Annotated in this window: 5 protein-coding genes and 1 pseudogene; 5 read left to right on the top strand and 1 reads right to left on the bottom strand. The window is 73.1% G+C overall.

Translation table 11 applies throughout. From position 1 onward, the window contains the following. The first annotated feature begins 39 nt into the window (after positions 1–39). The 4 genes and pseudogenes from ACTMTJ_RS41585 to ACTMTJ_RS41570 form a co-directional block, all read left to right on the top strand. Complete coding sequence (locus ACTMTJ_RS41585) at positions 40–3,090, top strand: FtsX-like permease family protein (RefSeq protein ID WP_441224273.1); 3,051 nt, start codon at positions 40–42, stop codon at positions 3,088–3,090. Then, the gene (locus ACTMTJ_RS41580) at positions 3,087–6,089 is read left to right on the top strand and encodes a hypothetical protein (protein WP_441224272.1); all 3,003 of its coding nucleotides are present in this window, start codon (positions 3,087–3,089) and stop codon (positions 6,087–6,089) included. Before ACTMTJ_RS41585 ends, ACTMTJ_RS41580 begins: the two co-directional genes overlap by 4 nt. Positions 6,090–6,147: 58 nt before the next feature. Then, complete coding sequence (locus tag ACTMTJ_RS41575; protein ID WP_441224271.1) at positions 6,148–7,056, top strand: tetratricopeptide repeat protein; 909 nt, start codon at positions 6,148–6,150, stop codon at positions 7,054–7,056. A 9-nt stretch (positions 7,057–7,065) separates the two neighbouring features. Beyond that, a pseudogene (locus ACTMTJ_RS41570) lies at positions 7,066–7,969 on the top strand (arginase family protein); the annotation flags it as partial. Between the two features lie 2,314 nt (positions 7,970–10,283). Here ACTMTJ_RS41570 and ACTMTJ_RS41565 read toward each other — a convergent pair. Continuing rightward, positions 10,284–12,188 carry a penicillin-binding transpeptidase domain-containing protein gene (locus tag ACTMTJ_RS41565; protein ID WP_441224270.1) on the bottom strand — a complete coding sequence of 635 codons (1,905 nt, stop codon included), beginning with the start codon at positions 12,186–12,188 and terminating at the stop codon, positions 10,284–10,286. Between the two features lie 156 nt (positions 12,189–12,344). Here ACTMTJ_RS41565 and ACTMTJ_RS41560 point away from each other — a divergent pair, with 156 nt between their 5' ends. Continuing rightward, a complete protein-coding gene (locus tag ACTMTJ_RS41560; protein WP_441224269.1) occupies positions 12,345–17,255 on the top strand; it encodes an NAD-glutamate dehydrogenase in 4,911 nt (1,636 codons plus the stop codon). Positions 17,256–17,294 lie beyond the last annotated feature (39 nt).

Raw genomic sequence — 17,294 nt, 5'->3', positions numbered from 1 at the left:
GGATCGAATTCGATCGTGCCCTCGGTTTAAGGTCTCCGCATGCTTGCGGTGGTGCTGGGCGCGATCCGGGCGCGCCGGGCGCAGGCCGCCACGCTGTTCCTGCTCACCGCGCTCGCCGTCGCCGCCGCGACCGCCGCCCCGTGGTACGTGGTTTCCGCCGCCCGCTCGGTCGCGGTCGCCGACGTCACCGGCGCCCCCGCCATCCAGCGGGTCGTGCTGGCCGGCGCGCGGGTCGAGGGCAGCCCGGACGTGGTCGCCAAGGTGCGGGCGGAGATGAGCCGCGTCGTCGACATCCCGGGTGCCAGCGGCACGGCGTCGGTGCGGGTCTCCGCCCAGCTGGCGCACGAGGGTGTCAAGCAGGCGGCCACCGCCGCCTACCGCGACGAGATGTGCGCGCACCTCACGATCGCCGGCAGCTGCCCGGCCGCCGAGGGTGACGTGCTGGTCAGCGACCGCACGGCCACCCGCTTCGGGCTCGCCACCGGCGACCGGGCCGCCCTCTCCATCGCCGGCAGGAGCCCGGTCGAGCTGCGCGTCACCGGCACCTACCAGCTGCGCGACCCGCTCGGTCCGTACTGGGCGGCCAGCGCGCTGGGCCGGGCGAGCGGCACCGACACGAGCGCGGGTGCCGGCGACCCGGTCTTCACGACCGCGGAGACGGTGGCCGCGGTCGGCGCGGCGGAGCTCTTCGCCGAGTACCACGTGGTCGTGCCGGTCGAGGCATACCTCGGCATCGACGGCTACGACCTGGCCGCCGAGATCGACCGCCAGCAGGACACCTCGGGCGCACAGTGGCGGGTGGAGAGCCGGGCGCCCGCGCTGGTCAGCCGCGTCGAGCGGGAGCAGTGGCTGGTCAACCTCGGCGTGAGCATCGCCGCGATCCAGCTGCTGCTGCTGTGCTGGTTCGCGCTCTTCTTCGCGGTCCGGCACAGCGCCGAGCAGCGCCGCCCCGACATCGGCTGGCTCAAGCTCCGCGGCGGCGCGCGGTGGCGGGTGTGGGCGCTGGTCTTCCAGCAGAGCGTGCTGCCGATGCTCGCCGGCGCGGTCGTGGGTGCCGGCGCCGGCGTGGGCCTCGCCCGCCTCCTCGGCGAGGTCGACGCCGACCGGGCCGGCGTCGCCGCCTCCCTGTCTCTGGCCGCCGGTGGCGCGGCGGTGCTCGGCGCGCTGGTCGCCGCGGTCGCCGCCGACCGGGGCGGGATGGGCGCCGGCGTCATCGACCTGCTCCGCCACGTGCCCGCACGGCGCCGGGGGTGGCGCGCCGACGTCATCGACCTCGTCGTGGTGGTCGTCGCCGTCGCCGGGGTCTACCAGGCCTACGTCACCGACCGCGATCCCGGCGAGTCCACCGGCCTCGTGCTGGTGGCACCCGCACTCGTCGCCCTCGCCGTGGCGCTGGTCGCGGCCCGCGCGATCGGGCCGCTCGCCGTGCGGGCCGGCCACCGCGCGCTACGCGCCGGGCGGCTGCCGCTCGCGATGGCCGCCACCCACCTGGCCCGGCGGCCCGGCACCCACCGGGTCTTCGCGCTGCTCGCGGTCTCGGTCGCGCTGCTCGGCGCGGCGGCGAGCGGATGGTTGGCCGCGGCCACCGCGCGCGACGAGCGCGCCGCGCACGACCTCGGCGCCGACCGCGTCCTCACCGTCCAGGCACGCAGCCGCGACCACCTGCTGGCCGCCGTCCGGGCCGCCGACCCCGCGGGCTCGCAGGCCGCCGCCGTCGTGCGCAACGGCACGGGCGAGGCCGGTCAGGTGGTGCTCGCCGTCGACACCGAGCGGTTCGCGCGGGTCGCCCGCTGGCAGGAGGGGTACGGGCCGGGGCTGCCCGAGCTGCTCCAGCGGCTGCGGCCGGAGGCGCCGGCGCCCGTGCTCGTCGGTGACGGGCCGCTGGCACTCGACGCCGAGCTGGTCGAGCCGCCCGAGGCGCCCAGCGGGCAGGGCGAGGGCGGCGAGCCTACCCCCGGCATCCCGGTGCGCGCGGTCGTGCACTTCGTCACCGCCGGCGGCCTCCCGCTCACTGTCGACTCTGGACCGTTGACGGCCGGCCGGCGCTCGTACCAGATGGATCTCTCGGGTTGTGGCGGTCGATGCCGGCTGGCCGCGGTCGAGCTGGCCGGTCCCGACTCGGGTGGCGAGACACCCCCGGACCGCACGGTGCGGATCCACGCCCTGAGCGGCGGCGCCGGGCAGGTGGGCGAGGCGGTCGAGGCGGGCCGGTGGCGCGGCTCGGCGCGGGTCGACACGCGTGGCCCGACGGTCGCGGCGGCGGGCGGCGTCCTGGAGCTGACGACGCCGCCGCAGGACATGCCGACCGGCGTCAACCGCTCCGGCGTGGTCTACCTCGTCGACTCGCCGGTGCCGCTGCCGGTGGCGCACACCCGCTTCGCCAGCGCGAGCGGCACCCCCGGCGACCCGCGTCTGTCCATCTTCGGCGGCGACGAGGTGCCGGTGCGCTTCTCCGGCGCGGTGACCGCGCTGCCGCGGGTGACCGGGCGGGGCTTCCTCGTCGACCTGGAGTACGCCAACCGCCTGGCCGTCGACGCCGGACTCGGCGACGAGGCGCAGGTGTGGCTGGCGCCGGGTGCGCCCGACGGCATCGCCGACCGCCTGCGCGAGCAGGGGCTCGTCGTGCTGGCCGACGACTCGATCGGCTCGGCCCTCGGCCGGTACGCGGAGCAGGGCCCGCCGCTCGCCCTCCGCTTCCAGGTCATCGCCGGCGTGCTCGGCGTGCTGCTCGCCGCCCTGGCGCTGGCCGTCGCGGCCGCGGTGGAGCGCCCCGACCGCTCGGCCGAGCTCTCCGCGCTGCGCGCGCAAGGGCTGTCGCTGCGGGCGGTGCGGCTGATCGGCTACGGCGGGTACGCCGCACTGGTCGTCGCCGGCGTGGCGATCGGGATCGCGGCGGCCGCGCTGGGCGGCGGGCTCGTGGAGGCGGCGATGCCGGTGTTCGTCGACGACTGGAAGGTGCTCCCGCTCTCCACCGGCCCGCAGCCGCTCGCGCTGCTCGTGGCCGGACTCGGCGGGCTCGCCGTGCTGGGCGTGACCGGGGCTTTGGCCGCCGCCCAGCTGGTGCGGGCGAGCGGGGGTGGCCGTCCGTGATCGCGCTCGTGTTCGCCATGCTCGCCGCGCGGAAGGCGCAGGCCGTCGCCGTGTTGCTGCTCAGCCTCTTCGCCACCGGCGCGGCCGTGGCCGGACCCACCTACCTGCGCGCCGTCGACGACGCGGTGGTGCGCACCGAGGTGGGCGAGTCCGACCGGATGGAGCAGACCGTCAGCCTCTCCGCGTTCGTGGGGGAGGGGGAGCAGATCACCGCGGCGGGCTTCGACTCGGTGGCGCCGCGGGCGCTCGACGTCGACGGGTTCGAGCCGATCTACTCCACGACGTTCGTGGTGCTCGGCGTCGAGCCGGACCCGGCCATCTCGTGGTTCGTCTTCCGATCCGACGTCTGCTCCCATCTGCGCATGGTCGCCGGGCGGTGCGTCATGGCGGCCGGCGAGACGGTGATCGGCGACAGCACCGCGCGGCGATTGAAGATCGCGCCCGGCGCCACGGTCACGGTCGAGGCGGCCACCTACAGCGAGCAGGCCCGCCGCTACCTGCCGGCCGGCGCGCCGACCCGGCTGACCGTCGTCGGCGTCTACCAGCCGATCGACGTCGCGGATGTCTACTGGGGACGGACCGGATACTTCGCCGCGGGCAGCGCCGACAGCGAGCTCGAGCCGCTCTTCGTCAACAAGCAGACCGCCGACAGCGCCGACCATCCGCAGGACCTGCGCGCGATCGAGGGCGTGCCGGGGCCGGGCGCGCTCGACCCCGACCACCTCGACCGGGTCCGCGCCGACCTCGCCGACATGCGCGACGAGCTGGTCGGCGGTGTCGGCCCGTCCGGCTCCTTCGCCAACCTCGCCACCGAGCTCGACGCACTGCTCGACCGCATCGACAAGGCCCAGGTCCTGGCGCGGCGGGTGGTGCCGGTGGCGGCGGTGCCGCTGGTCGGGCTCTGCTGGTTCGTCATCTTCCTCGCGGTGGCGTACGGCACCGCGGGCCGCCGCCACGAGCTGGGGCTTGTCGCCCTCCGCGGCGCCCGCCGGCCGGTGCGCTGGTGGCTGAGCGCGGGCGAGAGCACGCTCGCGATCCTGGCCGGCGCCCCACTCGGATACCTGGCCGGCACGCTCGCCGTGTGGCTTGTCGCGCGGGCCCGGTTCGGCGGCGGCGAGCCGACCGTCTCCGCGGACGCGCTGCCGTACGCCGCACTGGCCGCCGGCGGTGCCCTGCTGGCCGCCCTGCTCGCCCAGCGGCAGCAGCTCGCCGCCCCGGTCGCCGACCTGCTCCGCCGGGTGCCCGCCCGCAGCGGCACGTGGCGTTCCACGGCGGTCGAGGCGGTCGTGGTGGTGCTCGCGGCCGTGGCGGTCTTCCAGCTGCGCGGCTTCGAGGGCGAGCTCGTGGGGTTGTCGCTGCTCGTACCGTCGCTCGTCGCGGTCGCCATCGCACTCGTGGCCGCCCGCCTGCTCATGCCGCTGGCCGGCCGGCTCGGTGCCCGCGCGCTGCGCCGCGGCCGCCTCGGCGCCGCCCTCGGCGCGCTGCACGTGGCCCGGCGCCCCGGCAGCCACCGCCTCTTCGTGCTGCTGGCGGTCGCGGTGTCGCTGCTCGGCTTCGCCGCGATGGCGGTCGACGTGGCCGCCCGGTCGCGCGCCGAGCGGGCCAGCGTCGAGACCGGCGCCGACCGCGTCGTCACGCTCCTGCCGGTCGACGCGGGCAAGCTGCTGGCCGCGGTGCACGCCGTCGACCCCGACGGGCGGTACGCGATGGCCGCCGCCGTGGTTCCCCCGGTCACCCAGCGAGGCGTGCGGATGCTGGCCGTCGACAGCCCGCGCCTGGGACAGGTCGCGGTGTGGCGGCCGGAGTTCGGGATGGCACCGGGCGAGGCGGCCCGGCTGCTGCGTCCGGAGACACCGGAGCCGTACGTGATGCGCGGCACCCGCGTCACCGTCACGCTCGACAACCCCGGCCAGCCCGAGGGGCAGCTGCGGCTCGCGGTGTCCCTGCGGCCGCTCGACGGGAGCGCGGCGGTCCGGATGACGTTCGGGGTGCTCGAGCGGGGCGTGCGCACGTACACCGCGGAGGTGGGCGCCTGCGCCGCCGGCTGCCGCCTGATCGGCTTCGACGGGATCTACGCGCGGAGCGGGTCGGAAACCACCAGCGTGGTCATCCGCGAAGTACACGACCTCGTCTCCACGGCGGAGCTGGCCGGCGGCGGGTGGAAGGGCACCGTGCGGGGCGACGTCACGCCGGGGCCGGGCGGGCTCACGCTCAACGTCGCCGCCACGGGCGCGCGGCAGGAGACCTGGGCGCTGGCGCCGGACGTACCCAGCCCGCTGCCCGTCGTGACGGCCGGTCCCCTCCCGAACTCGGCGTCGCTGCCCGGCCTCGACGCCGACCGGACCGTCCCGCAGGTCGTCGGCGAGGTCACCACGCTGCCCCGGCTCGGTGGCGCCGGGGTGGTGGCCGACCTCGAATACCTCGAACGGCAGACGGTCGGCGTCGCCCAGCTCGTCGAGCCGCAGGTGTGGCTCCGCCCGGACGCGCCGGCGGACACCGTCGACCGCCTCGCCGATCAAGGCCTGGTGATCGCCGGCGACGACACGGTGGCCGAGGCGCGGGCGTTGCTCGACAAGCGGGCGCCGGCGCTGGCTATCTGGTACCACCTGCTGGCGGCCGCCTTCGCCGTGCTCCTCGGGCTCGGCGGCCTCGCGCTCATGGCGGCGGTGGACCGGCGGCGGACCACCGAAGACATGCGCGCGCTGCGGCTCCAGGGCCTGTCCGGCCGGGCGGTGGGCCGGGCCGCGCTGTGGAGCTACCTGCCGGTGGTCGGCGCCGCCCTCGTGACCGGCGCGGTCGCGGCCGTGGTCGCGTGGTGGCTCGCCGGCGGATACCTGCCCGTGTTCGTCGACGACGCGATCGTGCTGGAGCTGCCGCGCTGGCCTTCGCCCGTGGCCGTGGCCCTGCCCGCCCTGCTCGCCGCCGTGGCCTTCGCCGCCGCGGCGGTGGGTGTGTCGGCGGCGCATCGCCGCTCCACCTCCCGGCCCCCGTTGGGGTGACCTTGTCGCAGCGCTGGGTGGGTTCGCGCGCGCGGCGCGCGTGCGAGACTAGGGAACCATGAGCGACCCACGGACCACTCCGTCGATCTTCACCCGCGGCGCGGTCGATCTCAGCGCGCTGCGTGCCCCCGCACCCACCCCCACCCGCGCCGAGGGCGCGCCGAGTCCGGGCGGTCCGCCGAGCGGCGGTGGCGGTGTCACTGTGATCGACGTCACCGAGGCCACGTTCCAGAGCGAAGTGCTGGAGCGGTCGCTCACCACGCCTGTCGTCATCGACTTCTGGGCCGAGTGGTGCCAGCCGTGCAAGCAGCTCTCGCCGATCCTGGAAAAGCTCGCCGTCGAGGGTGACGGCGCGTGGGTGCTGGCCAAGGTCGACGTCGACAGCAACCCGCGGCTCGCGCAGATGTTCCGGGTCCAGGGCATCCCGATGGTCTACGCCGTGGTGGGCGGCCAGCCGGTCGACGCGTTCACCGGCGTGGTGCCCGAGCCGCAGCTGCGCCAGTGGATCGACGCGGTGCTCAAGGCGGGCGGCGTGCAGGCGCCGGCCGCGCCTGAAGACCCGCGCCTGATCGAGGCCGACGACGCGCTGATGACCGGCGACCTCGACACGGCCGAGCAGGCATACAAGAAGCTCCTCGCCGACTCGCCCGCCGACGCGGCCGCCGAGGCCGGGCTCGCGCACGTCGCCCTCGCCCGCCGCGTGGTCGGCGTCGACCCGCGGGCCGCGCTCACCGACGCCGAGGCCAAGCCCGACGACGTGGCCGTCCAGCTGCTCGCCGCCGACGTCGAGGTGCTCAGCGGCCTCGCCGACCAGGCGTACAAGCGGCTTGTCGACCTTGTCCGCCGCACCTCCGGAGACGAGCGCGAGGAGATCCGCAAGCACCTGCTGTCGCTGTTCACCATCGCCGGACCCGACGATCCGGCGGTCGCCAGCGCACGGCGGGCCCTCGCGAGCGCGCTCTTCTAGCGGCCGCCCATGCGCCGCATCGCCATCCTCGACGCACCGTCGAACCTCGGCCTGCGCCCGCCGACCGAGACGTCGGTGCCGGGCTGTGCGAAGGCGCCCGGCGCGCTGCGCGACCACGACCTGGTGGCCCGCCTCGCCGCCCGCGACGCGGGCTGCCTGACCCCGCCGCGGTACGACCCGGGCGACTGGCGTCCGGGCGACGGGGTGTGCCACGCCGAGCAGATCGCGGCGTACTCGGTGGCGCTGGCCGACCGCATCGGCTCGATCATCGACGCCGGCGAGTTTCCGGTCGTGCTCGGTGGCGACTGCTCCATCCTGCTCGGCTCCGCCCTGGCCATGCACCGCCAGGGAGATGTGGTGGGCGGCCGGATCGGCCTCGTGTTCGTCGACGGTCACTCCGACTTCCGCCACCCCGGCAACGCCTCGTACGTCGGCGCCGCCGCCGGCGAGGACCTGGCCCTGGCCACCGGCCGCGGCCAGGCCGACCTCGCCGGCATCGAGGGCCGCCGGCCGTACTACCGCGACGTCGACGTGGTGGTGCTGGGCATTCGCGCGCAGGACGAGTACCGGCTCGACCTCCAGGCCGCGGGCATCATCACCCGCCCGGTGCCCGCGCTGCGCGTCGAGGGCGCGGCCCGCACCGCACAGTGGGCGCGTGACCAGCTGAGCGACTGTTCCGGCTACTGGGTGCACATCGACGTCGATGTGCTCGACCCCGCCGTGATGCCCGCGGTCGACGCGCCCGATCCGGGTGGCATCGCCTTCGCCGAGCTCGAGCTGCTGCTCTCCGGCCTGGTCGACACGCCACGCTGCCTGGGCGTGGAGATCACCGTCTTCGACCCCGACTACGACCCCGACGGCTCGTACGCCGCCGAGATCGTGGAGACGGTGGTGGCCGGCCTGGCCCCGGTCCGCATGGCCGACCCGTCCCCACCCCCGGCGGCTGGTCCCTCGCCAGCGGCAGAGCCGGTTTCGTCTCCGCCCGCGGCGGTTCCGTCTCCGCCCGCGGCGGTTTCGTCTCCGGGTGGGGTGGTTTCGCCTGCGGGCGCGCCCGATTCGTCGGAAAGCGAGGGCCCGTCGGCAGCCGGCGCCGTCTCACTGGAAAGCGAGGGCCGGCAGGCGACCGCGGGGGCCTCGCTGGAAGGCGAGGGTCCGCAGGCCACGGTGCCGAAAGCCGACGTACGCGCGGCGGAGGCGGTCGCACCGCCGGCCCGCAAGCCGCTGCCTTCGGAGTCGGATGCCGGCATCGCGTCGGCCGTGACACCGGCCGGCCGTGCGGCGGCGGGATCGGGCTTCCGCACCACGCCCGGAGTCGGTGGCTCCACTGTGGAGGGTGCGGCTCCTCCGCCGATGCTCGTCGACAGCGCCGCCGCCGAGGTGCTCGCCGCTGCCGCCGCGGCGGCGGGGATCCGCAAGCCCCCGGCCGCCCGCAAAGCCCCGGACGACGAGACAAGCGTGCGCCCGCCCGCCACCTCCGACGCGAAGCCCGCCCCGCGCAGAGAGTCCAAACCGGAGCCCGCGGGGCGCGCAAAACCGGAGTCCACCGATAGCACGAAGACCGCGCCCGCGGGTCGCGCAAAGCCGGAGTCCACCGGGCGCGCAAAGGCGGAGTCCACCGAGAGCACGAAGACCGAGCCCGCGGGACGGCCGAAGGCTGAGCCTGAGTCGCGCCGGAAGGCTGGATCCCTGCGACGCACGAAGGACGAGCCCGAGCCAGGCACACGCGATGCCGCGGAGCCGGATGTCCGTCTGCGGGGCAAGGCCGAGCCGGAGTCGGATGTCCGTCCGCGGGGCAGGGCGGAGCCGGAGCCGGATGTCCGTCCGCGGGGCAAGGCCGACCTGGAGTCGGATGTCCGCCTGCGGGGCAGGGCAGAGCCGGAGTCGGATGTCCGTCCGCGGGGCAAGGCCGAGCCGGAGTCGGGTGCCCGCCCGCGAAAGGCCGAGACGGATTCCGGGCTGCGCCGCAAAGCGGAGTCGGCGTGGATGGACGTCGCCGCCGACCTGGCCGCGCGGCGGGGTACACCGGCCGCGCGCCGGCCCGCCGACTCAGGGCCGGTCGGCCTGCGGAGAGTCGACGATCCCGGGCCGGTTGGCCTGCGGAGGGTTGACGACTTGGGGCCGGGAGGCTTGCGGAGGGCCGACGACTCCGGGCCGGCGACCCTGCGTCGTGGCGGTGCGGCGGAGCCGGCGTGGAAGGACGACCCGCCACCGCCCGCGAGCGACGACGACGACCCGGCCGCGCGTGAAGACGACGAGGAGCCGTCCGGCGCGCGGGACAACGGAGAAGGGCAGGCAGAGGGCGGGGTTTCCGTGCCGGCGTTCGAGCCGTTCGGCCCGCCGGCTAAGGCGGGGCCGGGGCGCTTGCGCCGCTCCAAGAAACCCCCGCCGGCCGAGATCGCCTAGCGCGGGGACGATGGCCGCCTCTCCGCGGCCGCTAAATAGGTGTGAGCTGCCGCGGTGTTCGTCGATGGCCGTCGGGATGACGCGGGGCTACGGGAGTGTGTGGCTCGCTTGCTCGGCGGTTGTCGTTTTGTCCCACGTTGTCTTCCTCTGGCTCGGCGGTGCGAGGATGCCGGGTGACGGCAGGTCTTTCACCAGCCCGTTATCCGAAACCCGCGCAGATCCAAGCCTGTCGTGCGGTTTCGGGCTAACGATCACGGTGCCGTCCACATCCTGAGCCGTTCTTCCAACAAGTGGGAGAGGGCTACTACTCCGCATGATCGTTAGCCCGATAGGGGCGTGGTCTTCGGCGTTTCACAGCCATTTCGGGCTAACGATCATGGCGCTTCCCGGATGCCGGGCCGATGATCCCGAAAGCTGGGACGTCGAGCCCAAGCTTGAGCCCCGGGCAAAGGATCACGGCCTCACCCGTCACGCTCACCCCGGGTCATGCCGTGCACGGTTCGTTCGTCCACAATGCCCGTTGCTGAGGCGCCGGGTGCCGGACCGGACAGAGGCATAATCACCGCGAGTAACCGCCGCGACGGCGTGAACGGGGGTCCGATGCCAGATCTTGGAGAGTTAGGGCGCCATACCAGGCCGAAGGTTTCGGCTCGCCCTGCGAGCCGCCGGCCGGGAACGGTGCCCGCGGGAGCATACGGTCCGCAGCTGACACGGACCTGGGAAATTCTGTTCCGGATTTGACCCGTGCATTGTGGAGCGACCCCGGCGGACGTCGCGGTAGCTCGGGTCTACCCACGGAGCGGGCGGACCCGGAAGGCTTGGGGTCAGCGCAGGCCGCGGAGGAACTTCTCCGCGATCGGCACCGAGCTTGTCGTCGTGCTGTCGCCCTTCTCGACGAAGACGGCGAACGCGATGTCGCCCTGCCACCCCACCCACCAGGTGTGCGCGTGAGCGGGGTTGTTGTCGTACTCGGCGGTGCCGGTCTTCCCGTACACCGGCTCGCCGGGCACGTCCTTGAGCTGCGAACCGGTGCCGCTGGTGACGACCTCGCGCATCATTGTGCGGACGGCCTCGACCGAGCCGGCGTTGAGCTCGGGGCCGGGCGCGGCCTTCGCGGCGGGCGCGGGGTCGGTCAGGATCGTGGGCTGCTGCCACTGGCCGCGGGCGACCCCGGCGGTGGCGGCGGCCATCGCGAGCGGGCTGACCACCGTGGTGCCCTGGCCGAACGAGGCCGACGCGCGCTCGGTGGCCGAGCCGCCCGTGGAGACCTTGCCGGAGAAGGCGTCCACGCCCAGATCCCACTTGCCCTCCAGCCCCAGTGAACGGCCGGTCGTGGCCAGCCCGTCGTCGCCGAGTTTGGGGGCGAGGCCGATGAACGCGGTGTTGCACGAGCGGGCGAAGTCGACCCGGAACGGGACGCTGCCGAGGGCCATGTCGTGCGAGTTCTTGTACGTGCGGCCGTCGACCGTGGCGTTCTTCGGGCAGTCGACCTTCGTGTCGAGCGTGACCGCGCCCTTGTCGAGCAGGGCGAGTGCGGAGACCATCTTGAACGTCGAGCCGGGTGGGACCGAGCCGGTGAAGGCGAGGTTGACGTCGCCGGTGTTGGCGACCGCGGCCACCGTGCCGTCGTGTACCCGGATCGCGACCAGCGCGGCGGGCTTGCCGGAGCCGCGCAGTGCGCTGTCCGCGGCCTGCTGGATCTTCGGGTCGAGCGTGGTCTTCAACGGGGTGCCGGGCTTGGGCTCGGCGCTGAACACCTCCGCCACCTCCTCGGTGGTCTTCTCGGCGCCCTCGCCGCTCTTGCGCACGATCTTCACGGTCTGGCCGGTGCCGCCGCGCAGCCGGTCGTCGTACCGCTCCTGGAGGCCACCATGCCCGATGATGTCGCCCACGACGAACTTGCCCGGATTGGTGTCGATGTCCTCTTTCTGCACCGGGTCGACGGTGCCCAGCAGCGCGCGGGCGAACTCGCGGGTCGGCGCCAGGTAGCGCGTCTCCTCGCGGAAGCGGGTGCCGGGCAGGTCGTGCAGCCGCACGGTGATCTTGTTGTACGCCTCCTTGCGGAGCGTGACCACGTCGACGAAATGGTCCGGCTTGGCGGCGGCCGCGCGGGCCGGCAGGTCATCGAGCCCGACCTCGACGCCGACCGACTTGAAGGCCGCGTCCAGGTCCTTGACCAGCTGTTTCATCCCGACGACCTCGTTGGGCTGGATGCCGACCACGACCACCGGGCGGGCCTCCACGATCGGCTTGCCGGCGGCGTCGAGGATCGACGCGCGCCCTGCGGTCTCCCGTTCGAGGGCGAACTCGTCACCCGCTGTGAGCTTCTCCTGAACGATCTTGGGCTCCCAGATCACCTGCCACTTGTCGTCGTCGCCCTTGTTGAGGCGGACGGTGGTCGGGTAGGTCCAGTGCGCGCCGCCGGGCAGCGTCCAGTCGACGTTGACGGTGCTGGTCGCGATGTCTTTGGTGACCGACGGCTCACCCGCACGGGTGACTGCCGGCGGAGTGGCGGCAAGCTCGCCGGAAAGCGCCTTGATCTGGGTCACGACGTCGGCGGCCGGGATCTTCTGCCCGCCCGGGTCGACGAAGCCCACCGCGTCGAGATTGCCCGAACGCCACCCGGACAGGAACGCGTCGACGCTCTTTTCCGGCCCGTCTCCACTCCCGCAGGCGGTCAAAACGCCCGCGGCCAGCACAATCGCCGCCACCCCGTAAGTCACACGCATTCCGTGACGGTAGTACGAGCGTGCGGGTCACCGATGCCCCGCATCCTGCCTATACCGGCTAGGTCCGGGTACTTGGGAAGGGCCTAGTCTGAACAGAGACGGCCCACAGCGTGGTGGGCGAGGGGGGAGTGTGCACCCATGGTCCGGCGAGCGGACATGCCATCGGCCGACCGGATCGGCGCCGGCGCGAGCGTCGACACCATCGCGGGCGGCACGCTCCCGGATCTGCCGAGCGTCGACGAGGTGGAGGACGCCGAGATCGACGAGCCAGTCCCCAGCACCGAGCGCCTCGTCGCGCAGGCCGTGGCGCTGGCCGGCGACGACCATGACGCGGCGGCGCTGGTCGACCGGTTCTGGCGGTTCGCGCCCGACGAGGAGCTGATCGGCTACACGGCGGCCGAGATGCTGGCCGCCGCGCGCAGCCACCGCGAGCTCGCCGAGCAGCGGGTGCCGGGCGAGCTCAAGCTGCGGATCAGCGAGCCGGGCGCGGCCGACGACCACACCGTGATCGAGATCGTCACCGACGACATGCCGTTTCTCGTCGACTCGGTGACCGCGTTGCTCAGCGCCCACCACCTCGACGTCCACCTGCTCGTACACCCGCTGATCGTGGTGCGTCGCGAGCCGCTCGGAAAGCTCGCCGAGGTCGCCGCCGAGGTGGAGGCCGACGACGCGATCGCCGGCGACATCGTCGAGAGCTGGATGCACGTCGAGGTCGACCCGGTCCGTGACGCGGTGGCCCGCGAGCAGCTGCGGCGCGAGCTCCAGCGGGTGCTCACCGACGTGCGCGAGGCGGTCGAAGACTGGCCGAAGATGCGCCGCCGGGCGACGGCCATCGCCGACCAGCTCGCCGCCGCGCGCAACACGCCGGACCGCCCGCCCGTACCCGAAAAGGACATCACCGACTCGGTCGAGCTGCTGCGGTGGCTGGCCGACGACCACTTCACGTTCCTGGGATACCGGGAGTACCGGCTGGTCGAGGGTGAGGGCGACGAAAAGCTGCTGGAGGCGGTCATGGGCACCGGCCTCGGCATCCTCCGGCAGGATCAGACCGCGCCCCGGGTGATCTCCTCGATGACGCCGGAGGCGTACGCGAAGGTGCTGGAAAAGCGCCTCCTGATCATCACGAAGGCCAACTCGCGGGCCACGGTCCACCGCTCGGCGTACCTCGACTACATCGGCATCAAGATCTTCGACGTGGCCGGTGACGTGGTCGGCGAGCGCCGCTTCCTCGGGCTCTTCTCCACGGCGGCCTACCGCACCAGCGTGCGCGACCTGCCCGTGGTGCGCCGCAAGGTCGCCGAGGTGCTCGACCGCTCCGGCCTCTCGCCGCGCAGCCACTCCGGCAAAGACCTGCTCCAGATCCTGGAGACGTACCCGCGCGACGAGCTCTTCCAGATCAAGACCGACGACCTGTACCAGGCGGTCATCGGCGTGCTGCGCATGGCCGGCCGCCGCCAGCTGCGCCTCTTCCTGCGCCGCGACGGGTACGGGCGGTTCATCTCCTGCCTCATCTACCTGCCCCGCGACCGCTTCACCACGCAAAACCGGCTCAAGATGCAGGAGATCCTCCTCCGCGAGCTCAACGGCATCGGCGTCGACTACACCACCCGGGTGACCGAGTCGACGCTGGCCCGGATCCACTTCATCGTGCGCACCGAGCCGGGCAACCCGCCGGGCGAGGTCGACCCGAACGCGCTCGCCGAGCAGCTCGCCGACGCCACCCGCCTGTGGGAAGACGACTTCCGCCTGGTGCTGGAGCGCAAGCTCGGCGACGAGCAGGCCAAGCGCCTCTACCACCGGTACGCGGACGCCTTCCCGGAGGGCTACAAGGACGAGCACGCCCCGTTCGAGGCGGTGAAGGACCTCGCCAAGCTGGAGCTGCTCGACGAGCTGGGCCAGCTGGAGATGCACCTCTACCGCAAGGACGAAGACAGCGACGACGTCCGCTTCAAGATCTACCGCTACGGCGAGCCGATGGTGCTCTCCGCCGTCCTGCCGGTGCTGCACTCGCTCGGTGTGCAGGCGATGGACGAGCGGCCGTACGAGCTGCGCCGCCCCGACGCCGCCGTCTACCTGTACGACTTCGGGCTCCGGCTGCCCGAGGCGCACCGCGCCCTGGCCGAAGTGCGACCGCACGTGGAAAACGCGTTCGCGGCCGCGTGGCGGGGCGAGGCCGAGGTCGACGGGCTCAACGAGCTGGTGCTGCGCGCCGGGCTCACCTGGCGGCAGGTGGTGGTGCTGCGGGCGTACGCGAAGTACCTGCGCCAGGCGGGCACGTTCTTCACGCAGCGGTACATGGAGACCACGTTCATCGAAAACCCGGTGATCGCGGGGCTGCTGGTGCGGCTCTTCGAGACCCGCTTCGCGCCCCGCCCGGCGCTCACCGACGAGGAGCGGGCGGAGCGCAGCGCCGAGCTGATCGAGGAGATCCGCAAGCAGCTCGACGCGGTGGAGAGCCTCGACCAGGACCGGATCCTCCGCTCGTACCTCACGCTGATCCAGGCCACGCTGCGCACCTCGTTCTTCCAGCGGGGCGGCGACCAGCGGCCGAAGTCGTACATCGCCTTCAAGCTCGACCCGCAGGCGATCCCCGACCTGCCGGCGCCCCGTCCCAAGTTCGAGATCTTCGTGTACTCGCCCCGCTTCGAGGGCGTGCACCTGCGCTTCGGGCCGGTCGCGCGCGGCGGGCTGCGCTGGTCCGACCGGCGTGAGGACTACCGCACCGAGGTGCTCGGCCTGGTCAAGGCGCAGATGGTGAAAAACGCGGTGATCGTGCCGGTGGGCGCCAAGGGCGGCTTCGTCCTGAAAAAGAAGGTGGGCGACCGCGAGGAGGCGGTGGAGTGCTACAAGCGCTTCATCGGCGCGCTGCTCGACGTCACCGACAACATCGTCGGCGGCAAGGTGACCCCGCCGCGTGACGTGGTGCGCCACGACCCGGATGACACCTACCTCGTGGTGGCCGCCGACAAGGGCACCGCCACGTTCTCCGACATCGCCAACGAGATCTCGGTGCGGCGCGGATTCTGGCTCGGCGACGCGTTCGCCTCGGGCGGCTCGGCCGGCTACGACCACAAGAAGATGGGCATCACCGCCCGCGGCGCGTGGGAGTCGGTCAAGCGGCACTTCAGAGATCTGGACGTCGACTCACAGACGCAAGACTTCACCACGGTCGGGGTCGGCGACATGTCCGGCGACGTTTTCGGCAACGGCATGCTGCTCTCCCGCCACATCAAGCTCGTGGCCGCCTTCGACCACCGGCACATCTTCATCGACCCGACGCCCGATCCGGAACGCTCCTATGTGGAGCGCAAGCGACTGTTCGACCTGCCGCGCTCGTCGTGGGCCGACTACGACGGCGAGCTCATCTCCGAGGGCGGTGGCGTCTTCCCGCGTACCCTCAAGTCCATCCAAATCACGCCACAGATGCGCGCGGCGCTCGGCATCGACGAGGGTGTGCGGGCACTTTCGCCGCCGGAGCTGATGCGTTCGATCCTGCTGGCGCCGGTCGATCTACTGTGGAACGGCGGGATCGGCACCTACGTCAAGGCGACCGACGAATCCAATGTGGAGGTCGGTGACAAGGCCAACGACGCGATCCGGGTCAACGGCGGGCAGCTGCGCGCCAAAGTCGTCGGCGAGGGCGGAAACCTCGGCCTGACCCAGCGGGGGCGGGTGGAGTTCGCGCTCAAGGGCGGTCACATCTACACCGACTTCATCGACAACTCGGCCGGCGTCGACTGCTCCGACCACGAGGTCAACATCAAGATCCTGCTCGGCGGTGCGATCGCGGACGGCGAGATGACCACGCCGGAACGCGACGCGCTGCTCGCCGAGATGACCGACGAGGTCGCCGATCTGGTGCTGCGGGACAACTACGACCAGGCGTGCGCGCTGGGCAACGCGCGGGCGCAGGCCGACTCGCTGCTGCCGGTACATCGGCGGATGCTGAGCGAGCTTGAGCGTTCCGGCGGGCTCGACCGCCAGATCGAGGGGCTCCCCGCCGACGAGGAGCTCGACGAGCGTGAGGGCGGCCTGACCACGCCGGAGTTCGCGGTGCTGCTCGCCTACGTCAAGATCGCGCTGGAAAAGGAGCTGCTCGCCGACCCGATCGCCGACGAGGAGTGGGCGGCCGAGGTGCTGGAGGAGTACTTCCCGACGCCGCTGCGCGAGCGCTGCGCCGGCCGCATGCGTGGGCACCGGCTGCGCCGCGAGATCGTCGTCACCCAGCTCGTCAACGAGGTGGTCAACCGCGGCGGTACGTCCTTTGTGTTTCGTGCCATCGAGGAGTCGGGTGCCTCGGCCTCCGACATCATCCGGGCGTACGTGGTGGTGCGCGAGATCTTCGGCCTGCGCGACGTCTGGGCGGCCGTGGAAGGGCTCGACAACCAGGTGCCCACCTCCGCACAGACGATGATCTACCTGGAGACCCGCCGGCTGCTCGACCGCGCGGTGCGGTGGTTGGTCTCATCTCGACGGTCCCCATTGGACGTGCCGGGCGAGATCGAGCGGCTGCGCGCCGGCATCGCCGACCTCCTGCCCAAGCTGGAAACGCTCTTCCGGGGCACGGAGCGGGAAACGCTGCGCGCCCACGCGACCGGGCTCGCCTCCCGCGGCCTGCCCGCGCCGCTGGCCGAGCAGACCACCCGCCTGGTGTACGGCTTCGGCCTGCTCGACGTCGTCGAGGTGGCCAACAAGACCGGACATCCGCTGGAGCGGGTGGCGGAGGTCTACTTCGTCCTGTCCGAACAGTTCCGGGTTGACGAGCTGCTCTCGAAGATCTCGCTGCTGCCCCGGGCAGACCGCTGGGAGACGCTGGCCCGCATGGCGCTCCGCTACGACCTGTACGCCGCGCTCGCCGCGCTCACCGCCGAGGTGCTCAACTCCACGCCCACGGACCTGCCCGCCCCGCAACGGGTACGCGCCTGGGAGGAGGCGAACGCGTCGTCCATCGCCCGCACCCGCAACGCGCTCGGCGAGTTCGGCGACTCGCGGGCCGACCTGGCGGCGCTTTCGGTGCTGCTGCGCCAGATCCGCACGCTCGTCCGCACCGCTTCCGCCGCGTGATCCGCACCACAGCGATGCGCGCGAAGGCGGCGGCCGGAC

The organism is Phytohabitans sp. LJ34 (genome assembly GCF_052068095.1).
Lineage (GTDB): Bacteria > Actinomycetota > Actinomycetes > Mycobacteriales > Micromonosporaceae > Phytohabitans.
The sequence above is the reverse complement of the archived record's forward strand: the minus strand, read 5'-3'. Positions and strand labels throughout refer to the sequence as shown.